Consider the following 23,512-nt stretch of genomic DNA (forward strand, 5'->3'; position numbering starts at 1 on the left):
TATTTGCCTAGAAAACAAAAAACCAGCCCGCAGGCTGGTTTTTTTATACAACAATTTTATTTGATTTTTGCCTGAGATTTCAGGTAACGCGTATAGTCATCAAATTCCTGCTGACCACGAAGTTGCTGATATAACTTCACCAACTCACTACGCTGTTCTGCACTTAATACATCCACCGGATTTTTCTTCACTTCTGATACCGCAACCACAACCAGTTCATTCGGCATTTTCGCTGTGGTCACTGACCAATGGCCTGCTTTTGGTGTCGGCAGACTAAAGGCCGCACGCTGTACATCACGTTTTAGTAAACCTTCAGCACGTGTGTAAACGCCAGCATCTTCAAAGATCAAATCACCTTTCGCCACTGCTGCAGCCGGTTTGGTTTTGAACTCATCCAAAGCTTTCTGAATTTTTGCTTTTGCCAAAGCAGCTGCCTTGTCTTCAATCAACTGAGCCTTAACACGGGGTTTTGCTTCTGCCAATGTTTGTTCGCCGGCTGCATGATAATTACGCACCTTTATCCAGGCTACATCACCATTGGCTAACTGAATGCTTGATGAAGCATTACGATCACCATTTTTAACATCGTCATTAAACAATTTGACTTTGAGGTTAGCATCGCTCAGCACAGGATCACGGGTCGAAAGTGTTACACCTTGGGCTTTCTGGACTTGTACACCTTTAACTTCCTGTGTAACGACATCCAGAGAATCACTTCCTACCACCATATCATTTAGCGTATTGACCGTATCAGAGAATGCATTGGATTTTTTAGCAGCCAAGGCTTCTTCAGACAAACGTGCTTTTTGTGATTCAAAAGAAGGAACTGCAACATCTGGCGTTTGCACAGAAATGATGTGGTAACCATAATCTGTTTTCACTGGTGCAGACACCTGACCCGATTTTAAAGAACTAACCGTCTGATCAAATGCAGTACCAAATACACCTTCTTCATAAACGGCAAGCGCGCCACCTTTAGACTTAGATTCAGGGTCTTCAGAATATTGTGCTGCTGCCTGAGCAAAAGTAGTACCGGCTTTAATTTTGGCTGCAATATCGGTCGCCAGTTTTTTTGCTTCAGCATCACTACGACTGTCCGCCGTAATTAAAATATGCTTCACATCTGGTTTAACTGTCTGTTTTTGTGTTGCAACAAAGGCGGTATAGGCTTCCTGAAGCTCAGCCTCTGTAACCGCTAAACTCTCCACCTGAATATCGCTTGGCTTTAACACCACATAGTCGACATCTACACTGGTCGGCTGTTTAAATAGCGTTTTGTGTTTTTCATAATAAGCAGCAATATCTGCATCCGTCACTTTGACATCTTTTTTATAGCTGTCCAGATTAATGCTGGAAATATGAATATGACGTTGTTCAGTTTGTAAATCGGCAATCTGCTGCATTTCGACTGGGCTTACCAGTGGATAATCCAGGAAAGTCGATGACAGCATCTTCAGCGCATGATCTTTACGTAAACTTTCAATCAAAGCGCGATTGGTCATGCCAATTGATTTTAGATAATTTTCATATAAAGCATTCGAGAACTTGCCATCTTGCTGGAAAGTAGGCTGCTGAGCAATCATCTGTTCAATTTGCTGGTCACTCAGACTGATCCCTAATTCTTCAGCCTGTTGCAGCAATAAAGTACGTGCAACCAGAGTATCCATGGCTTTCTGGTCAATGAAGCTTTGATTCAGTAAAGTTTCATCCCCATTGGCATAACTGAGATATTGTTCTTTAAATGATTTGGTCAGTGACTCTAATTCTTTTTGAGATATTTCAGTCCCGTTCACTGATTTTGCCGCATCAGAGTTTCCGCTGCTAAAATATCCTTCAATACCTACAAGTGCTAACGGGGTCAAAAACAGAACGAGCAAGACTTTGCCCAACCAACCCTTAATAACTTTACGAAAAGCTTCCATAAGTATTCCAATATTTTATTTGCAAAGGATTTTAACCGAAAATACCCATTGAATGAATGTGTTAATCATCACAATTAAATTTATCAATAAAAAACGCGCCAAAGAAGGCGCGTTTCGTCGCTGGGTAAGCTTAAGCTACAGCGTCTTTTAAGCCTTTACCTGCTTTGAAGCTAGGTACTTTGCTTGCTTTGATCTCAAGAGTAGCACCAGTTTGTGGGTTACGGCCAGTACGTGCAGCGCGTTCTTTCACACCGAAAGTACCAAAACCCACTAAAGTTACTGTATCACCCGATTTTAAAGCTTCAGTAACAGAAGCAATTGTAGCATCTAAAGCTTTACCTGCGTCAGCCTTAGATAATCCCCCTTTTTCTGCAATTGCATCAATTAATTCTGATTTATTCATGAAGATTACGTCCTCTTAATATCGTTTATTTAAGGTTCAAGAATTGGTTTAACATGCCATAACGCCTTTATAGCAATGCTTTAGGTATAAACGCAATACTTAAGAACCTCTTTTTTTTCAAAAAATATGCGAAAAAAACATTGAATAATAAATAAAGTCATTTTATTTAAGTTTTTTCGGCAATTCTTCTTTCATTTTTTCTTGTTCCGCAGTCAACTGATCAACCTTGGCATGCAACTGGAGAATTAAACGTTCCAAATACTGTACATCCTTCAGTGTGACTAATCCTATACGATTCAATGAGTGATGAACAGAGTTGTCGATTAATTTTTCCACTTTGTCTTTGGTGTCTGTGACCGACTCTTTGGCTTTTTCTGAAACCTTCTCTACAGTTTGATCGGCAATATCTGCAGTTTTAGATTCAAGTTCTTCCCCGACCTTGACCAGCGAGTCAAACAGTTTATTGCCTTCCTCTTCTGCACGTGAAAATGCCCCAAGTCCAGCCAACCAGATCTGTTTGGTGTATTTACGAAAATCAAGAACCGATTTGCGCTCCGAGGCAGATTTAGACTTGGGTTTCAGCATTTTCTCATTCGAAGCTTCAGCTGAGTCTTGTGCTGTTTTTGACTTGTCCATGTGCACGGCTCCTGTTTGTTTTCTGCGCAATTATTATAAATTATTCTACAAAACCACTGCATAATAGCAAATTTAGTACTTGATAGATTTGATAAACTGTTCTACAAAGCAATTTATTTCAAGTCTAATTTGATTTAACCCTGAAATCTCTTCACAAGCAGGAAGCTTTTTCACTTTATATTTCAGGTAAGGATTGGTTGTATATGAGCGAATCGCAACAAAGTCAAAATCAACCGCATTTGTTGCTTACGATGACGTTAATTGTTTTAGAGACAATATTTACTTTCATTCTCAAGCATGATCGTGTCGTTGCATTACAGGCCAAAAAGTTTGTAGATAAAAACATCTCGATTAAAATCAATAGCTATATTCCATATTTCGACTTTTATGTGCAATTCACCCCCAATGGACTATTATTTGACCACAAAGCACCGGGCCGCATTGTCGACCTGGATGTGCGCACTACACTTCCCGATCTGATTAAAATTTTCATTTTTGGCAATCGTCGTAGCATTCGCAGCATGCGCATTGATGGCAATCAGGTTTTAAAAGATGAGTTTCGTGATCTGTTAACCGTATTCAGCTTGCCAAAAGTACTAGCCGACTGGAAACACTGGCTGTCTGATGCGCCGACGGATGAAGCGGAAATTATTGCTTCTAAAAAGCGTATTGCACCGCTTTTAAAGAAAATTGAAGAACAGCGCTCCAAGATCAATACCCTGCAAGTGGAAGTCAAACAGTATAAAAACCGCCTGAAACGGATCGAACGCCGTCAAAAGCGTATTAATATCATTTTTGGCCTGAGCAGCGTACTTTTGATTATGTTATTAGTGTATAATTGGCTGAGCATGTAAATCTTTCATTCTCCAAAAATTAAATCCCACTAAGGTCTACTAAAAATAACTTGACTAATTTAGTCGGGATTCATAAAATCTACACATCTAGTCTAACCATGTGTATCGAATCATGCGCCTAACCACTCGCGGTCGCTACGCTGTGACTGCTCTACTTGATCTAGCTTTGCAGCCTTCTGAAAAAACGATAACGCTCGCTGAAATTGCAGCACGTCAAACTATTTCTGTTGCTTATCTTGAGCAGTTATTTGCGAAGCTCAAGCGTCATGGTTTAGTTTCTAGTGTTCGTGGCGCAAATGGTGGTTACCATTTAGCACGTAATGCAGATGAAATTACTGTGTTAGCAATTATTGAAGCTGTAAACGAAACAGTTGATGCGACTCGCTGTGACCATAAAGGCAATTGCCAGAATGGCGCGATGTGCTTGACTCATGATTTATGGCAGGAACTCTCCCATCACATCGCCGATTATTTAGAAAAAATCTCGCTTGCTGATCTGGTTGCACGTGACAACGTCCAGACTGTGTCATTACGCCAAAAATCAGCACCTTTAGATTCAGCCCTTTTATCGGTTACAGGTATTTGACATGAAACGTCCGATTTATCTTGATTATGCAGCTACAACTCCTGTAGATCCTCAGGTTGCTGAACGTATGATGGAATGCTTAACATTCGATGGTACCTTTGGTAATGCGGCATCTCGTTCACACGCGTATGGTTGGCAAGCAGAAGAAAAAGTTGAATATGCACGTGAACAAGTTGCGAATTTAATTAAAGCTGATCCACGTGAAATCGTATGGACTTCAGGTGCAACCGAGTCAGACAACCTTGCGCTTAAAGGTGTGGCTCATTTCTATGCATCTAAAGGTAAACATATCGTTACCTCTAAAATCGAACATAAGGCAGTTTTAGATACCTGTCGTGAGCTTGAGTCTGAAGGTTTTGAAATTACCTATATTGAGCCTCAACCTCAAACCGGTTTAATTACGCCTGAAATGGTACAGGCAGCGATCCGTCCAGACACAATTCTTGTTTCCCTGATGATGGTAAACAATGAAATCGGTACTGTGACTGATGTTGCAGCGATTGGTGAAATCACTCGCGCCAACAAGATTTTCTTCCATGTCGATGCAGCTCAGGCAGCGGGTAAAGTTGAAATTGATCTTTCAACTTTAAAAGTAGATTTGATGAGCTTCTCTGCGCATAAGATCTATGGCCCTAAAGGTATTGGCGCACTGTTTGTACGTCGTAGCCCGCGTGTACGCCTTAAAGCTGAAATGCATGGTGGCGGCCATGAACGTGGTATGCGTTCAGGTACCCTTGCGACTCACCAGATTGTAGGTATGGGTGAAGCGTTTGAACTTGCAGGCAAAAACTTGGAAGCTGAACAGACTCGTTTACGTGTACTTCGCGACAAGCTGTGGAATGGTTTACAAGGTCTTGAACAAGTGTTCCTGAACGGCCATCCAACACAAAACGTAGCGAACTACCTGAATATTAGCTTCAACTTCGTTGAAGGCGAATCATTGATGATGGCATTGAAAGATGCTGCGGTATCTTCAGGTTCGGCATGTACATCTGCAACACTTGAACCATCTTATGTACTTCGTGCATTGGGTCTTTCAGACGAACTTGCACACAGTTCGATCCGCTTCAGCTTCGGTAAATACACCACTGAAGAAGATATCGATCACGTATTGACTATCACTAAAGCTGCTGTTGAGAAGTTACGTGAACTTTCTCCGCTTTGGGATATGTATAAGGAAGGTATTGACCTTTCTAAAGTTGAGTGGGCTGAGCACTAATTTTCATTCTGAGATAGTGACAAATCCGTTGCTATCTCATTGAGAAAAGTTTTTTTACCCCCATATTTAATACTGAGGCTGACCCCGAGGTTTGGAGAAGCAACATGGCTTATAGCGAAAAAGTAATTGATCATTACGAAAACCCTCGTAATGTTGGCGTTTTAGATAAAAATGCTGAAAACGTTGGTACTGGTATGGTTGGTGCGCCAGCATGTGGTGACGTGATGCGTTTACAGATTCAGGTAAACGATGAAGGCGTGATTGAAGAAGCACGTTTCAAAACTTATGGTTGTGGTTCTGCCATTGCATCAAGTTCACTTGTGACCGAATGGCTCAAAGGTAAAACTTTGGATCAAGCTCAAGCGATCAAGAACATTGATATTGCAACTGAACTTGCACTTCCACCAGTAAAAGTACACTGCTCTGTTCTTGCTGAAGATGCAATCAAAGCAGCTGTAGAAGACTACCGTAGCAAGAAAGTTAAAGCTTAATTGTTCCACGTTTTGAAATTTTAACGGAGTTTTCATGATCCATTTAACTGAAAATGCTGCAACTCATATCAGCAATTATTTAAAAAATCGCGGTAAGGGTGAAGGCATTCGCGTTGGTGTGAAAACTTCAGGCTGTTCTGGTCTGGCCTATGTGCTCGAGTTCGTCGATGAAGTCGATACACATGACCAAGCCTTTGAGCAGTTTGGGGTTAAAGTATTCGTTGACCCGAAAAGCCTGGTTTATCTTGAAGGTATGGAGATGGACTATGTTAAAAACGGCTTGAACGAAGGCTTCGAATTTAACAACCCCAACAAAAAAGGCGAATGCGGTTGTGGTGAATCCTTCACTGTATAAACCCGGCAGTTATTCTCTTTTTGACATTAAAACAGTGTGTTTCACACTGTTTTAATTGCATTTATACAGTTACTTTTGCACATTAATCGCGGATCCCATCTCCCATGAATCATTTTGAGTTGTTCAACCTTCCTGTAGCACTCGATATTGATTTAGCGGCTTTAAAGACTGAATTTTTAAAGTTGCAGCAACAATATCACCCAGATAAAGCTGAAGACAAAGATCAGGCTCTGATTAAATCAAGTGATATCAATCAGGCATTTAAAACCTTGTCAGCGGTCGATAGCCGTGCAGCGTATTTACTGTCTCTCAAGAAACAGGATTATCACTTAGATCAGTCGATCAGTGATTTTGAATTCTTGCAGGACGCTCTGGAAATTCGTGAACAACTTGACGATGCAACTTCTGCTGAAGATTTAACTTCACTGAAAGTCGAAGTCCAGCAATGGATTGAGGGCTTGGTTCGCGAGTTCAAAATTGATTATGCGGATGAAGACTGGGCCGAAGCACGCGATACAGTGCGCAAACTACGCTTCTTCGTTAAAGTCATGGCCGATATCGACAAAGCGGAAGACCGCTTCCTGGACGATGACAGCTTTGATCTTGATGATGATTTCTAATTTTTAGTATTTAATATTTAACGTGCAAAGGATGTAACACTATGGCTCTCTTGCAAATTGCAGAACCAGGTCAATCAAGTGCACCACATGAACACCGCATTGCGATTGGTATCGATTTAGGCACCACCCACTCTTTGGTTGCCACGGTTCTTTCAGGTAAAGCCAAAGTACTTAATGACGAACAAGGTCGTGTGCTACTTCCTTCTATCGTGCATTATGCAGAACAACAGACTCAATACGGCAATGAAGCTGCGCCTTTCATTACTACTGACCCTAAAAACACCATCGTTTCTGTAAAACGTTTTATGGGTCGCTCGAAAGCTGACATCAAATTCCAGCATCCTTATGCGTTGGTTGGTGAAGCGAATGAAATGCCGGCTTTTGAAACCGCACAAGGCCGTAAGACGCCGGTTGAGATTTCTGCAGAAATTTTAAAGCAGTTGAAAGACCGCGCTGAAGCCAGTCTGCAAAATCCGGTCAATGGTGCCGTTATTACTGTTCCGGCCTACTTTGATGAAGCACAGCGTCAGGCAACCCGTGATGCTGCTCAACTTGCTGGCTTGAATGTTTTACGTTTGTTGAATGAGCCAACCGCTGCTGCTGTTGCTTATGGTCTCGATCAGGAAAGCAATCTAAGTACAGATCGCAACTATGTGATCTACGACTTGGGTGGTGGTACCTTTGACGTTTCGATTCTGCGTTTTAGTCAAGGTGTGTTTGAAGTTCTGGCAACCGGTGGCCACACTGCCCTCGGTGGTGATGACCTAGATCGTTTGATCCTGAAATGGGCCAAGAAACAACTGAATATTGACACCTTGAATGATGCAGAATATGCACATTTTGTGGTTGCAGCACGTAAAGCCAAAGAAGCTTTGTCTGATGCAGATTCAGTTCAACTCAAATTGCTTGATCAGGTATTGACGCTTGACCGTCCGACATTTGAAGAGATCATTAAAGTTGCTTTGGATAAGACCATCAGCGTATGTAAGCGTGTGATGCGTGATGCCAAGCTTGAACTGGATGACATTCAAAATGTCGTTTTGGTCGGTGGCTCAACCCGTTCTTATGCAGTACAAAAAGCCGTGCGTGAAGTATTCAATCAAGAACCACTATGCACTATTAATCCGGATGAAGTGGTTGCGATTGGCGCATCAATTACTGCGAACCAATTGATTGGCAACTCAACTGATGGCTCATTACTATTAGACGTGACGCCTCTGTCTCTTGGTCTTGAAACCATGGGCGGACTGGTTGAACGATTAATTTCGCGTAATACTGCGATTCCAGTCGCTCGTCGTCAGGAATTTACGACTTATCAAGATGGCCAGACTGCCATGTTGATTCATGTGGTTCAAGGTGAACGTGATCTGGTTGAGCATTGCCGTAGTTTAGGGCGTTTTGTCCTGCATGGCATTCCACCAATGACTGCCGGTCAGGCACGTATTGAAGTGACGTTCCAGGTCGATGCAGATGGCTTGCTGACTGTATCTGCCAAAGAAACCACCTCTGGCGTGACGGCTCAAATCGATATCAAACCATCTTATGGTTTATCGGGTGAAGATACTGAACGTCTGTTGCTAGACGGTTATAAGTTCGCTGAAGAAGATAAGAATCTTCGTCATTTGAATGAAACCAAAGTGGAAGCACAGCGTGAGCTGGAAGCACTGGTTCAGGCACTCCAAGCGGATGCCGGTCTGTTGACTGAAGATCAACTTGCAGCACTGCAAACTGCGCAAGCACAACTTGAAACTCAGCTTCAGGGTTCAGATATCAAAGCGATTGAATCTGCCGTTGAACAGCTTAAAATACATAGTGATGCTTTTGCAGCAGCACGTATGAATCAACATATTGATGCAGCTCTTAAGGGCACTAAACTCGACGACTGGTCAAACTCAAACTAATTTAAGGTAACGACTATGCCACGTATTAAAGTTCTTCCACATGCGCAGATTTGCCCCGAAGGTGCTGAGTTTGAAGTCGAACAAAATGCCAATCTTTGCGAAAGCCTGCTAAAAAATGGCATTAAAATCGAACATGCTTGCGATATGTCAGCAGCGTGTACCACCTGCCATGTAGTGGTACGCAAAGGTTTTGACAGCCTGGAAGAAATGGATGATGTTGAAGCTGACTTACTCGATCGTGCCTGGGGTTTAGAACCTGATTCACGTCTTTCTTGTCAGGTTAAACTGGACGATGAAGATCTGGAAATTGAAATTCCAAAATACACCATTAACCATGCGTCAGAAAATCACTAAGATTTTCGTTGCAGGCTAAAATAAAAAACCACGCTCATGCGTGGTTTTTTCTCTTTATAAGAAACAATTAAAGTAAATTTACATGAACTTTAAATGTGTTCAATTACTTCATCCTCAAGCTTCAATTTGACAATACCTTGTGAATTGGTCATTTTCTGCTGAGTTTCAATGCGTTTAATCATTTTTTCTAGTACATGAATCAGCTCAGGATATTCAAAGTTTTGCACTTCATCCAGATTCAGCAATAAATGAAAGCCCTTATATTCATAATCGAACCAGCGCTGATACTCGACTTTCTGAGACGCATATTTTTCCATGACCTGCCAGGTTCTTACATGTGCTTTAATGCCTTTCAAGAATATCGACTTTTTCGGTGCACAAAGATAATCATCTTTGATCAGATTATGAGTATCTTCCGAAATCAGGATTTCATCGACTTCCGCTGCACTTTGCAAACGCGCTGCCAGATTGGCATCACGTCCTACAATGGTATAAGCCATACGATGCGTAGCCCCATAATTCCCTACGTGGCAATAACCGGTTGAAATCCCCATGCGGATATGCAGTGGCGGATAACCCATTTTAATCCAGCGTTCCCGCAGCAATTTCATTTGCTGACGCATCGCCAATGCCATTTCCATACAGTTCTTAGCATCCTGTTCCACACCTTCGGAGTTCGGATCACCAAAGAAAATCAGGATGGCATCACCCATGAATTTATCGACAGTCGCTTCATAATTTTTAGCGATTTCGGTCATATGCCGAAGATAGTCATTCAACAGGAATGCTAAATCATCTGGAATCAGAGTTTCAGATAGCTCTGTAAAGCCTTGAATATCAGAGAAAAAGATCGTCAACTTTTTACGTTTATATTCAATTTTGGCTTCAGATTCACCTTTCATAATGGATTGCCATAACTGCACGGGCGCATAGCGACTCAGCTGATTGGCAAATTCCATATAACGGTTCATCTGTTCGAAATAATGGTCTTTTTTCTGGGTCATGTATTGCACACGACCACTTTGATAAAAACTTCCGACACCAAAATAGGTAATCAGACAGATAAAGCCTAAAACGGTCAACTCACTGCTGGTCGGTTCGAAATAATTATTAAACCCAAAGACCAGAATATTGGCCAGATAAAAAAGCGTAATCCCGATCAGGCTGGCTAGAGATGCCATCATAAATGAAATTTTATTGCTGATCGCGGTATAGAGCACTGCGACCAGACCCAGCAAGGACAAGACCAAGTCCAGATGCACGGCCGCCAAAACCACCGAAATGACAATGACATCAATCAGGAAAAGAATATTACGCCGGATGTGATAATCATGACGATAGATCAGCCAGCGAGATAGTTTCGGTGTAATTAGCAAAACCAGAAACAAAAAAAATGGAACAAAAAGCTGATACTGGGTATCTGGTTCAGTGTAATGAAAGACGACCAGAACCACAGACAGCATGATGTATCCCATCATGCGATGGAAATACTCAAACTGATGGGGTTCTTTTTGAATCCAGTCGTCTAATTGCACTCACTCCCTCCCTGAAGTCCGCAACTGTTCATGGTTCTCGGAATGCCTTGGCTGATTAGTCCATGCGCCAGTCAAATGGCATGTCGCCCTGACCACGTAAAGCCAGCATTAAGGTTTGACGCATATGTGCCAATACTTCACTGCTATAAGGAACAGCAGGTGTACCCCAAACAGGCTTCGGCCATGCAACGTCGTTCTGATAACGAACTACATGATGAAAATGCAATTGCGGCACCATATTACCCAGCGCTGCTACATTCATTTTATCTGCACGGAAAACACGTGCCAGCTGGCTTGATAACCAGCTTGACTCTCTTAAAAACTGCTCTTGGTCAGCTTGACTCAATTCATATAATTCAGAGACACCCGGCACACGTGGAATCAGAATGAGCCAGGGAAATTGCATATCATTCATCAAACGACATGTTGACAAAGGAAAGTCGCCTACAAAAAACGTATCTTGAGCAAGTTGTGGATGCAAACTAAACATATCTTTATAAATGATGCAAAATTAGAATGATGGCTAATACTAACATATCCAACTGAAGCTGAATATTGAAAGCAATGTGTTTAAAGACAAATTCTCATGATTTGTTGCGAAGCACATCACAACAATTACTGTAAACAATTCATTAAAAAAATCAAGCCTGTTGTTCCTGCAAACTTCATTGGAAAATGAAATCCAAACTGAATTTTCAGGCTGATTTAATCGAATAAAATCAGTGCAATTCTTTAAGCAGACTGTCCAGTAAATCCTGTATAAACTGAATCCGCTTTTGATAGTCTTCCAGCATGACCATGACTTTTAGACGTTGACCGCCATCCATCCGGAAATAGGTCGGATGTTTCTGCATCATCTGGATAATCGTCATGGCTTGAACCGGAGTATCCGGTGCAAATTCAATATGCCCACCCTGACTGCTGATATCAATTTTAGTAATACCAAGCTGCTCGGCTTTCAATCGAATCTGATGTACAGCAAAGAGCTGTTTGACCGGTTGCGGCGGTATACCAAAACGATCGATCAATTCCATCCGGATATTGTCCAGTTTTTCCTGGGTATCAGTATTACTGATGCGTTTATAGAACAACAGACGTTGATGCACATCACCCAGATATTCATCTGGAATCAACGCTGGCATATGCAGGGTAATTTCGGCAGTCAATGACAATGGTGCATCGAAGTTTGGCGTTTTGCCTTTTTGAATGGCTTTGGTGGCTTTTTCCAGCATTTCCATATACAGGCTATAACCAATAGCCTGCATCGAACCACTCTGCTGCTCACCTAGTAACTCACCTGCGCCGCGAATTTCCAGATCTTCGGTTGCCAGCATAAAACCGGCACCCAAGGTCGAAGCACGCTGAATGGCATCCAGACGTTTTTCTGCATCACCTTTTAAGGCTTTTAAAGACGGCACCATTAAGTAGGCATAAGCCTGATGGTGTGAGCGTCCTACACGTCCGCGTAGCTGATGTAATTGTGCCAGGCCCAGCTTGTCAGCACGTTCAATCAGAATGGTATTGGCATTCGGAACATCAATCCCGGTTTCAATAATGGTCGAACATACCAGAACATTGTATTCCTTGTGATAGAACTGCTGCATCACCTGCTCCAGTTCACGTTCACGCATCTGCCCGTGGGCCACAATCACCCGCGCTTCCGGCACCAGTTTACGGATATGCTCGGCGGCACGATCGATTGTATCAACTTCATTATGCAGAAAATAAACCTGACCACCGCGCAGCAATTCACGCAGAATCGCTTCTTTAATGGTGTCATCGGTATGTTCCTGCACAAAGGTTTTCACCGCAAGACGGCGTGCCGGCGGTGTGGCGATAATCGACAGATCACGCATGCCACTAAAGGCCATATTCAGTGTCCGTGGAATTGGAGTTGCAGTCAGTGTCAGCATGTCGACATCGGCACGCATCGCCTTGATTCGTTCCTTGTCGCGCACCCCGAAACGATGCTCTTCATCGACAATCATCAAGCCAAGATTCTTAAACTGAACATTTTCCTGCAAAATCTTATGTGTACCAATCACAATATCGACTTTACCTTCAATCAGGTCGTCAATGGTCTTGGTATGTGCTTTGGAAGAGCCGAAACGTGACAGCACTTCAATCCGGACTGGCCAGTCGGCGAAGCGGTCTTTGAATGAATCATAATGCTGCTGTGCCAGCAAAGTGGTCGGTACCAGAATCGCCACCTGCCGGTTATTCTGTACTGCAACAAATGCGGCACGCATTGCGACTTCTGTTTTACCAAACCCGACATCACCACACACCAGACGATCCATCGGCTTGGCCTGCTGCATGTCATGCAACGTCGCTTCAATCGCATTGGCCTGATCCAGTGTTTCTTCATAGGCAAAGCCACTGGCAAATTGCATATACAGGCTTTGATCGATTTCAAAACTGATCCCGGGCTTGGAAGAACGCCGTGCCTGAATATGCAGCAATTCGGCCGCGACATCGTGAATCTGTTCCAGCGCTTTACGTTTGGCTTTATTCCATGCGTCCGTACCCAGTTTATGCAAAGGTGCCAGATCCGGATCACCACCACTGTACCGGCTGATTAAGTGTAGATTGGTCACCGGCACATAGACTTTGGCGGCATCCGCATAATCCAGCTGCAAAAATTCGTGATCCTGATCATCAATACTTAGGGTGACCAGACCGGCATAACGTCCGACCCCATAATCGATATGTACCACAGGCGCGCCCATGGTCAGCTCAGTTAGACTTCGGATCAGAAACTCTTCGGAAACTTCCTGTTGACGTTTGCGACGGCGCTGTACCACGCGATGTTCATACAGCTGATTTTCAGAAATTACGCTGACACGATCGGTCAATACCAGACCACGCTCTAAAGGCGCATTGGTAATGGCAATTGCATACAGAGATTGAATAAAACTATCAAAATTTTCAACCGTGGGGATATCACCCAGACTTGGCCTTAAGGCATCTTTAAGACTTTCCCGGCGTCCAGCACTTTCAGCCACTAGCAATACCGGATGATTAGCCTGATCAATATATTTTTTGATTTCATGAAACGGTTTTTCACGTTTCGGATCTACGGGCAGACGCGGTGGCAACTGGGTATCAAGATTCAATACCCCAGCTTTTTGATCAAAAGATGTTTGTGCGGCAATGATGCGTGCAAACTGGTTCAGCTGCTCCAGCACCTGATTGGTCTGAAAAAACAGGCTTTCAGGCGGCATGATCGGTTGGTCGACATTGTGGCGACGATCTTCATAACGGCGCACCACATCTTGCCAAAACTGGCTGAGACTTTCGTCCAGAGCCTTATCTGTAATGACAATGCCATTCTTCGGTAGGTACGAAATCAGTGAACTTTGGCCTTGCATGGCTTCCGCGCTGAAAAACAAGGGCAAATAAAACTCGATTCCCGGCGAGACTATGCCATCCATCACATCCTGATAGATCGGGTTTTTCTTTGGATTCGCGGTCGGGAAAAATTCGGCATAGCGGTCACGGAAAGTGGCACGACCTTCCTTGAGCGGAAATTCCTGTGCCGGCAATACGGTAAACTGCTGCAAACTTTGCGTGGTGCGCTGAGTTTCGGCATCGAAAAATTTCAGGCTTTCAATTTCATCATCAAACAGGTCAATCCGAATCGGTGCTTCCTGTCCCGATGCGTAGATATCCATGATACTGCCGCGTACCGCGAATTCACCTGGATCATAGACGGTATCGACCAGATGATAACCGGCCTGAATCAACTTTTTCTTTTGTTGTTCCAGATCAAATTTCTGACCGACATGAATATCGAAATGCTCACCCAGAATCCATGAGGTCGGCGCCACACGTTGTGCCAAAGTTGAGGCGGACAGCAACAGTACGCCAGTTTTTGGCATATTGGATAAGATTGCCAGACGTTCCGAGACAATATCCTGATGGGGGGAGAGACGGTCATAAGGCAAGATTTCCCAATCTGGAAAAATCGTGGGTTTAACCCCATAAAATTCCAGTTCACTTTCCAGTTGACCCAAATGCTGATTATTACGTGCAATCACGATAAATAAACGCGATTGCTGCTGCACGATTTCTTTGAGCAACAATGCCGTCGAGGAACCTTGCAGATTGCCTAACCAGCGTTTCTCGCCTGCTTTGAGTTGTGGTAAATTGAGTTGGGAAATTTCTTGTTGGAACATGGATATAGCTTTAAAGTCTAAATAACCTGAGGCTTATACTAGCACGATGATCTCAGGATATTTTGTTATTTTTATGCAGTCTTGCCACATCCATACGCTTCGATTTCAAGCCACTTTTAACACTTATTTTTTCTCTCGCAGAAAGTTACGATAATAATCATTTAACTTCTTGAGGATCATTTTAAATTGCAGCAGGTTCTCTTCGGTATTTCCCAAAGTCACATTAAAACGCTGATGGGCAATTTCCAGATCAATCTTTTCATTGATCAGCATCGCGGTGTCGTATAAAGCTTTTAAATCATCAAACTGTTTTAGACGGCGATTGGACAAATATTCTAAGCGTGTGGTCAGTTCCTGATTTAAATCAATGCCATCCACGATATAACCTGTGCCTTCGACATGCTGGATATTCTGCTCGTCTAAATATAGCTGTGCAGCAGTCGGTTTATTAGTTTTAAATAATGCACTGATTTTATCAAACATCGCCATTTACCCAGCCAAATAAAGTTCAGACCCTAGTCTAGATGAAAATGCCTCAAATCCACATATCGAACTTGAGGCAAATTGTCAAAATCACAACGATCAGTTGATTTGAGCTGTTTCAAGACAATTTATGCTATCAAGAAACCTGTTCGAGCTGACTCTCTGCTACAGGTATTTCAGACACCAGATTTTCAAATGCAAAAATCTCTTCTAATTGCGCTTCACTCAATAAGCCTAACTCTAATACCACCTGTGGCACGGTTTTATTTTCCCACATACATTGTTTGCCGATTTCATCACACTTGGCATGTCCCAGAATCGGTTCAAGCAAGGTCACAATCCCGACACTGCGCATGACGGAACTTAAGCAAATCTGTTCATTGGCCTGAATACCAGCAATACATTTCTGATTCAGGGTTTGCATGCCTTGGGTCAATAATTGAATTGATTCATTCATCGCCACGGCAATCACAGGTTCCATGACATTCAATTGTAACTGCCCGGCTTCCGCAGCCATAGTAATGGTTAAGTCATTACCAATCACCCGGAATGCAATCTGATTCACAACTTCTGGAATTACCGGATTGATTTTTGCCGGCATGATCGAAGAACCTGCCTGTAACTCAGGTAAGCGAATTTCAGCTAACCCTGTACGCGGCCCCGAGCTGAGCAAGCGCAAGTCATTACAGATTTTGGACAATTTCACTGCCAGACGTTTTAAACTGCTCGACAAGATAATAAAGACGCCACAATCGCTGGTCGCCTCGACATAATCTGCTGCACCTTTTAAAGGTAAACCTGTCAGGTGCGCCAAGATTTCCACCACCCGCTTGGCATAGCCCGGCGGTGTATTCACCCCGGTCCCAATGGCGGTGGCGCCTAAATTGACTTCCAGCAATAACTGTCGCATCTGTCCAATCAGCTTCAGGTCTTCTTTTAATAAGGTGGCAAATGCCCGGAATTCCTGTTCCATGGTCATCGGCACGGCATCTTGTAACTGGGTACGTCCCATCTTGATGACATATTCAAATTCGGCAGCTTTATGATCGATACAGTCAATCAATGCTTTAAGCACGCTCAATAACTCATCCAGACTGCTATAGGTCGCCAGACGCAAAGCCGTTGGATAGACATCATTGGTCGATTGCGAGGTATTGACGTGATCATTCGGATGCAGAATGTGATAATCACCTTTCTGATGGCCCGACATTTCTAGGGCAATATTGGCAATCACCTCATTGGTATTCATATTGATGGAGGTTCCGGCACCGCCCTGATAAGGATCGAGTGGAAATGCCGTTTGCCACGCTTCCGGATGCTGAATCAATTCATCACAAGCTTTCTGAATGGCAGTACTGGTCTGCTCGGACAATTTTTGAAAGTGCAGATTGGCTTGTGCCGAAGCTTTTTTCACTTGGGCCAAAGCACGAATAAAGTGCGTTTGTTGCCCCACCGCCAATCCAGAAATCTTAAAATTTTCGATGGCACGTAAGGTATGAATCCCATAATAGCTATGCAACGGGATTTGTTTTTCCCCCAATAAATCACGTTCAATGCGGGTCGGTTCGATTTGAAGCATATTGTCCACTAAAAAATACTCTTGGCGATGCACCGTATTTGGTGTGACATTAATATGAGCAAACAAATACAGGCCTAATAGGAAGACTTTAACCTAGATTTGCTACGATTTATTACCAATACGCTAAAGCTGTGAGTTTTGTAAGATTGTGTAAGCAATTGGCTAAGATTCAAATATTTTCATTATTTATTCAAAATTTCCACTTTTCCCCTGAATTCGACGTCGTATTGCCTTTTATCCGCTCAAGTTATTCCTAATTCAATTTCAGTGAATTACTACTCTATTTACAATAGGTATACATAAAAGCTGTGTAATTGTTACAGAGTGTAATTTTTAAACCATGCTTGAATCACCTCCTTGCAATCTCAGTACAAAAAATCATCTTGGACGATGATTTCCATATTTACAGGATGACCTGCCCATGACTTCTTTAAACCCCACCCTGATTACTTTCATGTTTTATATTATCGCCATGATTGCAATCGGTTTATATGCTTATCGTGCCACCTCCAATTTTGACGAATATATTCTAGGTGGACGGAGTCTGGGCAGTGTCGTCACTGCACTTTCGGCGGGCGCATCGGATATGAGTGGCTGGCTGTTGATGGGTCTTCCAGGAGCCATTTACTTGTCTGGTCTGTCAGAAGTCTGGATTGCGATCGGTTTGATTATCGGTGCATGGCTGAACTGGTTACTCGTGGCAGGTCGACTGCGCGCCCATACTGAATATCAGAACAATGCTCTAACCTTGCCGGATTATTTCACTAGCCGTTTTTCCGATCGTAAACGTATTTTACGGGTCTTGTCTGCCTTGGTGATTCTGGTGTTCTTTGCAATTTATTGTGCCTCAGGCATGGTCGCAGGTGCACGACTGTTTGAAAGCCTGTTTGGCTGGGATTACACCACAGCGCTTGTGATTGGTGCGATGGCGACGATTCTTTATGTTTGTATTGGTGGCTTTTTGGCGATCAGCTGGACAGATACATTCCAAGCCGGTTTGATGATTTTTGCCTTATTGCTGACTCCGATCATTACCTTCTTGGCTCTGGGCGACAACAGCCAGCAAGTGAGTGTCATCCTTGAATCGGCTCGCCCACATGCTTCAAGCATGCTTGAAGGTTTAAGCACCGTTGCGATTATTTCCAGTCTGGCTTGGGGCTTGGGTTATTTTGGTCAGCCGCATATTCTGGTGCGTTTTATGGCAGCAGATTCGGTCAAAACCATTCCTGCTGCACGCCGTATTGGCATGACCTGGATGATTCTATGCCTAGGCGGTGCAGTGGCTGCCGGTTATATCGGTATTGCCTACTTCAGTGTCAATCCCGCATTGGCTTCGGTGGTGAATCAAAACCCTGAAACGGTATTTATGGAGTTGACCAAAATCCTGTTTAATCCATGGATTGCCGGAATCATTCTGGCTGCTATCTTGGCGGCAATTATGAGCACCTTGAGCTGTCAGCTTCTGGTCTGCTCAACCACCCTGACCGAAGATTTATATAAGAGTTTCCTGCGTAAAAATGCTTCACAAAAAGAACTGATCTGGGTCGGTCGCGGCATGGTCTTGGTGATTGCCCTAATTGCCATTTCACTGGCGATTAATCCGAACAGTAAGGTTTTGGGTCTGGTGGCTTATGCCTGGGCGGGCTTTGGTGCTGCATTTGGCCCGCTGATTATCTTGTCGCTATTCTGGAAACGAATGACCCTCAACGGCGCAATTGTGGGTATGGTGGTTGGTGCCATGACTGTAATTGTCTGGAAAAATTATATGGGTGATACCGGTCTGTATGAGATCATTCCAGGCTTTATTCTGGCCACCCTCAGCATTATCATCGTCAGCCTGCTGGATAAAGCACCGAGTGCTGATGTGGTCAAACGCTTTGAAATGGCTAAAGCCGAGTATCAAAAAGAAATGGCAGAAATGAAAAAATAATCACCTTTTTTCTTGCACATAAAAGGGACTTAATCGTCCCTTTTATGTTTCTTAGATTCACAAATGAAGTTCTTGAAAATTACTTGGCTTTTCCCGGCATTTTCAGATGGATCTGCTGACTTTCTTTAATCACTTCCATCACCGGATAACTGCGCGTTTCTTTAATTCCGGGCAATTGCCACAAGATCTGACCAGAGATTTTCCGGAACTCATCCATATTGGCACAGCGGATTTTTACCACGAAATCAAACCCGCCACTGATCATATGACACTCGATAATTTCAGGAATCTGCCGCACAGCATGGGAAAATTCATCTAAAACATTCGGCGTGGTTTTATCCAATAAAATTTCAACAAAGACCACAAAACCATTATTCAACATGACTGGATTGAGGCGCGCTTCATAGCCCACAATAAAACCTTCCCGGGTCAGCTTTTGTACACGCGCCAAGGCTGCTGTAGGCGACAAATTGACCAGTTCAGCCAGTTTGATATTGGATAGCTTGGCATCGGATTGCAATAAACCCAGTATACGAATATCTATACGGTCAAGGTTCAAATAAGGACTTGGCATTAGAATTATTCTCTAAAAAAAGCGAAAACTATAGTGAGATATTCGTCAAATATTCTGTGATTATAGATTAAAACTCATTCACCTCAAAGAACTGATTGACGCAGTACAGGAAGTCACTATGCCAACCACTCTCCGCCCAGATTCAATTTTAGATTCAGCCCAGCACTCAAATTATATTGCTGAATTTAAACACAAAAACCAATACGAAGAACGTATTAATACGGTATGGCGTCGTGCAGAAACTGAATGCGTCGAAGAGTTATTGGCCCATAGTGAAATTTCTTCCGAGATGAGTGACAAGATTCAGGCGCTTGCCTTTGATCTCGCACATTCCTTACGTGAACGCAAAAGTTCCACTGGGAAAGCCGGTATTGTCCAAGGCTTATTGCAGGAATTTTCTTTATCTTCTCAGGAAGGCATTGCCCTGATGTGTCTGGCAGAAGCCTTACTGCGGATTCCGGACAAAGCCACACGTGACTTGCTGATCCGTGACAAAATCAATCAAGGTAACTGGAAAGAACATTTGGGCCAGAGCCAATTGATGTTTGTGAATGCAGCAGCCTGGGGACTGATGCTGACCGGCAAGCTGATGGAAACCCCACAGCAAAAAAGCCTGTCTAGCTTATTGACCGGTCTTTTGGCACGCAGTGGCCGCGGGATTATCCGTAAGGCTGTCGATGTTGCCATGCGCATGATGGGCGAGCAGTTTGTCACGGGTGAAACCATTGATGAAGCCCTGAAAAATGCCGAACCGTTGGAAGAAAAAGGCTTTCGCTATTCCTATGACATGCTGGGTGAAGCAGCACTGACCGATCCGGATGCTGAACGTTATTATCAGGATTATCAGCAAGCCATTCATGCCATTGGTCAATCTTCGCAGGATAAGGATGTTTATGACGGGCCTGGCATTTCTATCAAACTCTCTGCGCTGCACCCCCGTTATCAGCGTTCGCAAATGGATCGCGTGCATGATGAGCTCTATGCAAAAGTACTGAAACTCGCGGTCTTGGCCAAGCAATACAATATTGGTTTAAATATCGATGCTGAAGAAAGTGATCGCCTTGAGATTTCACTTGAACTGTTAGAACGCCTGTGTTTTGAACCACAATTACAGGACTGGAAAGGCATTGGCTTTGTGATTCAGGCCTATCAGAAACGCTGCTTCTATGTAGTGGATTACATCATTGATCTGGCGAAGCGCAGCCAGAAACGCTTGATGATTCGTCTGGTCAAAGGCGCATATTGGGACAGCGAAATCAAGAAAGCCCAAATTGATGGAATGTCAGATTATCCGGTATTTACTCGTAAGGTGCATACGGATCTGTCTTATATTGCTTGTGCGCGTAAGCTGTTGGCTGAACCGGATTATATCTACCCACAATTTGCCACTCACAATGCACAAACGGTAGCGACGATCTATCAGCTGGCACAACCTGAGCAGTATTATGCCGGCCAATATGAGTTCCAATGTCTGCATGGCATGGGCGAACCACTGTATGAAAATGTCGTGGGCGATCCATCGAAAAATAAACTCGGTGTACCATGCCGGATCTATGCGCCAGTCGGCAATCATGAAACCTTGCTGGCTTATCTGGTGCGCCGCTTACTGGAAAATGGTGCCAATACCTCCTTCGTCAATCGTATTGCTGACAAAACCTTGAAAATTGAAGATTTGATTGAAAATCCACAGCAAACCATTTTAAAGGCGTCAAAACAGGAAAGCGTATTGGGTGCCAAGCATCCGCATATTCCCTATCCGCAAGATCTTTATGCCGATGAACGATTGAACTCTTCAGGACTCGATTTGGCCAATGATGCTGAACTCAGTATTTTAAATGAAGTCGCATCCAGTCTGGCAAATACGCAATTTCAGTCAGCTGCTATGGGAACGGCATTTAGCAGCGTGGATACGCCCCATGCAGTTCCAGTGATCAATCCAGCACACCATCAGGATGTGGTCGGCACAGTCTATGAAGCAACTTCTGAACAGGCTGAAATTGCACTCACTCAAGCAGTTAATGCACAAAGTTTCTGGGCCAATCTGCCAAAAAATGAGCGTGCTGCCTGCCTGAATAAAGCCGCAGAACTGATGGAACAGCGTTTGCTTCCGCTCATGGTTCTTCTTTCTCGCGAAGCAGGTAAAACCTATGCCAATGCGATTGCCGAAGTACGTGAGGCGGTAGATTTCTTGCGTTACTATGCAGCTCAAGTTTTGGATCTCAGTGACAATGTACAGATCCAGCCTTTAGGTACTGTACTATGTATCAGTCCATGGAACTTCCCGCTGGCGATTTTTACCGGTCAGATTTCAGCAGCGCTGGTCGCTGGCAATACCGTGATTGCCAAACCGGCTGAACAAACACCGCTCATTGCAGCACAAGCCGTACAGATTTTATGGGAAGCCGGCATTCCGCAGGATGTGTTACAGCTATTGCCGGGCCGTGGTGAAACCATTGGTGCACAGCTCAGTGCAGATCCACGTATTCAGGGCATCATGTTTACCGGTTCCACCGAGGTCGCCCAAATTCTACAAAAAACCGTGGCAGAACGAATAAACCAGTTTGGAGAAAGCGTCACCCTGATTGCTGAAACTGGTGGTCAAAATGCCATGATTGTGGATTCATCTGCATTGACTGAACAGGTGGTGTTGGATGTTGTGAGCTCTGCCTATGACAGTGCCGGTCAGCGCTGTTCTGCCCTGCGTGTCCTCTGTGTTCAGGAAGATAATCTGGAGGCCGTACGCAGCATGCTCAAAGGTGCGATGCAACAGTTGCGCGTTGGCAATCCGGTCTTGCTGAAAACCGATATTGGTCCAGTGATTGATGCAGAAGCCCAGCAAAATATCCAAAAGCATATCGAGCAGATGCGCAGCAAAGGTCATACAGTTCATCAGTTGATGTTTAATCAGGACCAGACTGAATTAACTCCAGGAACATTCATTGCACCAACCCTGATTGAACTTCCAAATCTGGATGATCTGGAACGTGAAGTGTTTGGCCCGGTACTGCATCTGATCAGCTATAAATATGGCGAACTGGAACAGTTGTTAGATCAGATCAACAGCAAGGGTTATGGCCTGACCATGGGCTTGCACACGCGTATTGATGAAACCATGCAAACCGTGATTGCACGAGCGGAAGTCGGCAACCTGTATATCAACCGCAATATCGTTGGTGCGGTCGTGGGCGTCCAGCCTTTTGGTGGTGAAGGTCTGTCCGGCACCGGCCCGAAAGCGGGTGGCCCGTTGTATATCTATCGTTTAATGCATCAAGTATCCGAGAAAAAACTGGCTCAGCCTTATGCAGCTCAAGCTGAGCCAGCACTTGTTGAACATAAACTTGTTCAGGAGTTTAAAGCCTGGGTAGCTAAAACTTTCCCAACTTTATCTTTAAAAGCGCCTATGCAAATTGCGACTGGTCAAAGCTTTAGCCTGCAAGGCCCAACTGGCGAGGAAAATCAATACATGATCTTGCCACGTGAAAGCGTTCTCTCGTTAGCACATAGGGATCAAGACCAGATTCAGCAAATTCTGGCGATTTTATCGGTTGGCAGTCGTCCTGCGGTACTGGCAAACAATACTTTTATTCTGAAATATTTACCAACCATGCCAGCCGCGGTTAGCAAGCAATTTAAAGTGGTCCGGGATATTGAAACAGGTGTATTTGAGGCCGTCCTGCATCATGGTGACACTACTGAACTGATTGACTTGCAGAAACGCATTGCAACACGCCAAGGTCCAATTATTGGTATCACCCATTTAAGTTCGGGCAACTATGATATTCCGGTCGAGCGATTTGTGATTGAACGCGCGATCAGTATCAATACGGCGGCGGCAGGCGGCAATGCCAGCTTGATGACGATGGATAATCTCTAAATCAGTCCAATCATCTCA

Annotated in this window: 19 protein-coding genes; 10 read left to right on the forward strand and 9 right to left on the reverse strand. The window is 43.8% G+C overall.

The window, feature by feature from the left end:
* Positions 1 to 56 precede the first annotated feature (56 nt).
* The 3 genes from NI462_RS02030 to NI462_RS02040 form a co-directional block, all read right to left on the reverse strand.
* Positions 57 to 1,922 carry a SurA N-terminal domain-containing protein gene (locus tag NI462_RS02030; protein WP_004646769.1) on the reverse strand — a complete coding sequence of 622 codons (1,866 nt, stop codon included), beginning with the start codon at positions 1,920 to 1,922 and terminating at the stop codon, positions 57 to 59.
* Positions 1,923 to 2,052: 130 nt separating this feature from the next.
* Complete coding sequence (locus tag NI462_RS02035) at positions 2,053 to 2,325, reverse strand: HU family DNA-binding protein (RefSeq protein WP_004279807.1); 273 nt, start codon at positions 2,323 to 2,325, stop codon at positions 2,053 to 2,055.
* 162 nt (positions 2,326 to 2,487) lie between these two features.
* Entirely contained in the window at positions 2,488 to 2,961 is a 474-nt protein-coding gene (locus NI462_RS02040) for a phasin family protein (protein ID WP_004646766.1), read from the reverse strand.
* 203 nt (positions 2,962 to 3,164) lie between these two features.
* Here NI462_RS02040 and NI462_RS02045 point away from each other — a divergent pair, with 203 nt between their 5' ends.
* The 8 genes from NI462_RS02045 (at position 3,165) to fdx (ending at position 9,341) form a co-directional block, all read left to right on the forward strand.
* Positions 3,165 to 3,815 carry a hypothetical protein gene (locus NI462_RS02045; RefSeq protein ID WP_004646765.1) on the forward strand — a complete coding sequence of 217 codons (651 nt, stop codon included), beginning with the start codon at positions 3,165 to 3,167 and terminating at the stop codon, positions 3,813 to 3,815.
* Positions 3,816 to 3,927: 112 nt separating this feature from the next.
* Complete coding sequence (locus tag NI462_RS02050) at positions 3,928 to 4,401, forward strand: Rrf2 family transcriptional regulator (protein ID WP_004279811.1); 474 nt, start codon at positions 3,928 to 3,930, stop codon at positions 4,399 to 4,401.
* Between the two features lies 1 nt (position 4,402).
* Entirely contained in the window at positions 4,403 to 5,620 is a 1,218-nt protein-coding gene (locus tag NI462_RS02055; protein WP_004279813.1) for an IscS subfamily cysteine desulfurase, read from the forward strand.
* A 104-nt stretch (positions 5,621 to 5,724) separates the two neighbouring features.
* Positions 5,725 to 6,111, forward strand: coding sequence for a Fe-S cluster assembly scaffold IscU (gene iscU / locus NI462_RS02060; RefSeq protein WP_004279815.1), 387 nt, complete (start codon positions 5,725 to 5,727; stop codon positions 6,109 to 6,111).
* A 34-nt stretch (positions 6,112 to 6,145) separates the two neighbouring features.
* A complete protein-coding gene (gene iscA / locus NI462_RS02065; protein WP_004279817.1) occupies positions 6,146 to 6,466 on the forward strand; it encodes an iron-sulfur cluster assembly protein IscA in 321 nt (106 codons plus the stop codon).
* A 104-nt stretch (positions 6,467 to 6,570) separates the two neighbouring features.
* A complete protein-coding gene (gene hscB / locus NI462_RS02070; protein WP_004646764.1) occupies positions 6,571 to 7,086 on the forward strand; it encodes a Fe-S protein assembly co-chaperone HscB in 516 nt (171 codons plus the stop codon).
* A 41-nt stretch (positions 7,087 to 7,127) separates the two neighbouring features.
* On the forward strand, positions 7,128 to 8,987 hold the full coding sequence (gene hscA / locus NI462_RS02075; RefSeq protein WP_004646762.1) for a Fe-S protein assembly chaperone HscA: 1,860 nt from the start codon (positions 7,128 to 7,130) through the stop codon (positions 8,985 to 8,987).
* A 15-nt stretch (positions 8,988 to 9,002) separates the two neighbouring features.
* The gene (gene fdx, locus NI462_RS02080; protein WP_004279821.1) at positions 9,003 to 9,341 is read left to right on the forward strand and encodes an ISC system 2Fe-2S type ferredoxin; all 339 of its coding nucleotides are present in this window, start codon (positions 9,003 to 9,005) and stop codon (positions 9,339 to 9,341) included.
* Positions 9,342 to 9,430: 89 nt separating this feature from the next.
* On the opposite strand, the gene NI462_RS02085 is transcribed toward fdx, so the two are convergent.
* From NI462_RS02085 to aspA, 5 genes are all read right to left on the reverse strand, one after another.
* Positions 9,431 to 10,876 carry an adenylate/guanylate cyclase domain-containing protein gene (locus NI462_RS02085; protein ID WP_253158879.1) on the reverse strand — a complete coding sequence of 482 codons (1,446 nt, stop codon included), beginning with the start codon at positions 10,874 to 10,876 and terminating at the stop codon, positions 9,431 to 9,433.
* A gap of 55 nt (positions 10,877 to 10,931) precedes the next feature.
* On the reverse strand, positions 10,932 to 11,366 hold the full coding sequence (locus NI462_RS02090) for an HIT domain-containing protein (RefSeq protein ID WP_004646760.1): 435 nt from the start codon (positions 11,364 to 11,366) through the stop codon (positions 10,932 to 10,934).
* Between the two features lie 229 nt (positions 11,367 to 11,595).
* Positions 11,596 to 15,054, reverse strand: a complete 3,459-nt coding sequence (gene mfd, locus NI462_RS02095; protein ID WP_004646759.1) for a transcription-repair coupling factor — start codon at positions 15,052 to 15,054, stop codon at positions 11,596 to 11,598.
* A 123-nt stretch (positions 15,055 to 15,177) separates the two neighbouring features.
* The gene (locus NI462_RS02100; protein ID WP_004646758.1) at positions 15,178 to 15,543 is read right to left on the reverse strand and encodes a hypothetical protein; all 366 of its coding nucleotides are present in this window, start codon (positions 15,541 to 15,543) and stop codon (positions 15,178 to 15,180) included.
* A gap of 130 nt (positions 15,544 to 15,673) precedes the next feature.
* Entirely contained in the window at positions 15,674 to 17,116 is a 1,443-nt protein-coding gene (gene aspA, locus NI462_RS02105; protein WP_034439543.1) for an aspartate ammonia-lyase, read from the reverse strand.
* 421 nt (positions 17,117 to 17,537) lie between these two features.
* Here aspA and putP point away from each other — a divergent pair, with 421 nt between their 5' ends.
* Complete coding sequence (gene putP / locus NI462_RS02110; protein ID WP_004646756.1) at positions 17,538 to 19,046, forward strand: sodium/proline symporter PutP; 1,509 nt, start codon at positions 17,538 to 17,540, stop codon at positions 19,044 to 19,046.
* Between the two features lie 79 nt (positions 19,047 to 19,125).
* Here putP and NI462_RS02115 read toward each other — a convergent pair whose 3' ends face one another.
* Positions 19,126 to 19,620: an Lrp/AsnC ligand binding domain-containing protein gene (locus tag NI462_RS02115; protein ID WP_004279833.1), complete on the reverse strand. Its 495-nt coding sequence runs from the start codon at positions 19,618 to 19,620 to the stop codon at positions 19,126 to 19,128.
* A gap of 118 nt (positions 19,621 to 19,738) precedes the next feature.
* On the opposite strand from NI462_RS02115, the gene putA reads away from it, so the two are divergent.
* Positions 19,739 to 23,494: a trifunctional transcriptional regulator/proline dehydrogenase/L-glutamate gamma-semialdehyde dehydrogenase gene (putA, locus tag NI462_RS02120; RefSeq protein WP_004646755.1), complete on the forward strand. Its 3,756-nt coding sequence runs from the start codon at positions 19,739 to 19,741 to the stop codon at positions 23,492 to 23,494.
* The last annotated feature ends 18 nt before the right edge of the window (positions 23,495 to 23,512 follow it).

This window comes from Acinetobacter lwoffii (genome assembly GCF_024129715.1).
Taxonomy (GTDB): domain Bacteria; phylum Pseudomonadota; class Gammaproteobacteria; order Pseudomonadales; family Moraxellaceae; genus Acinetobacter; species Acinetobacter lwoffii_U.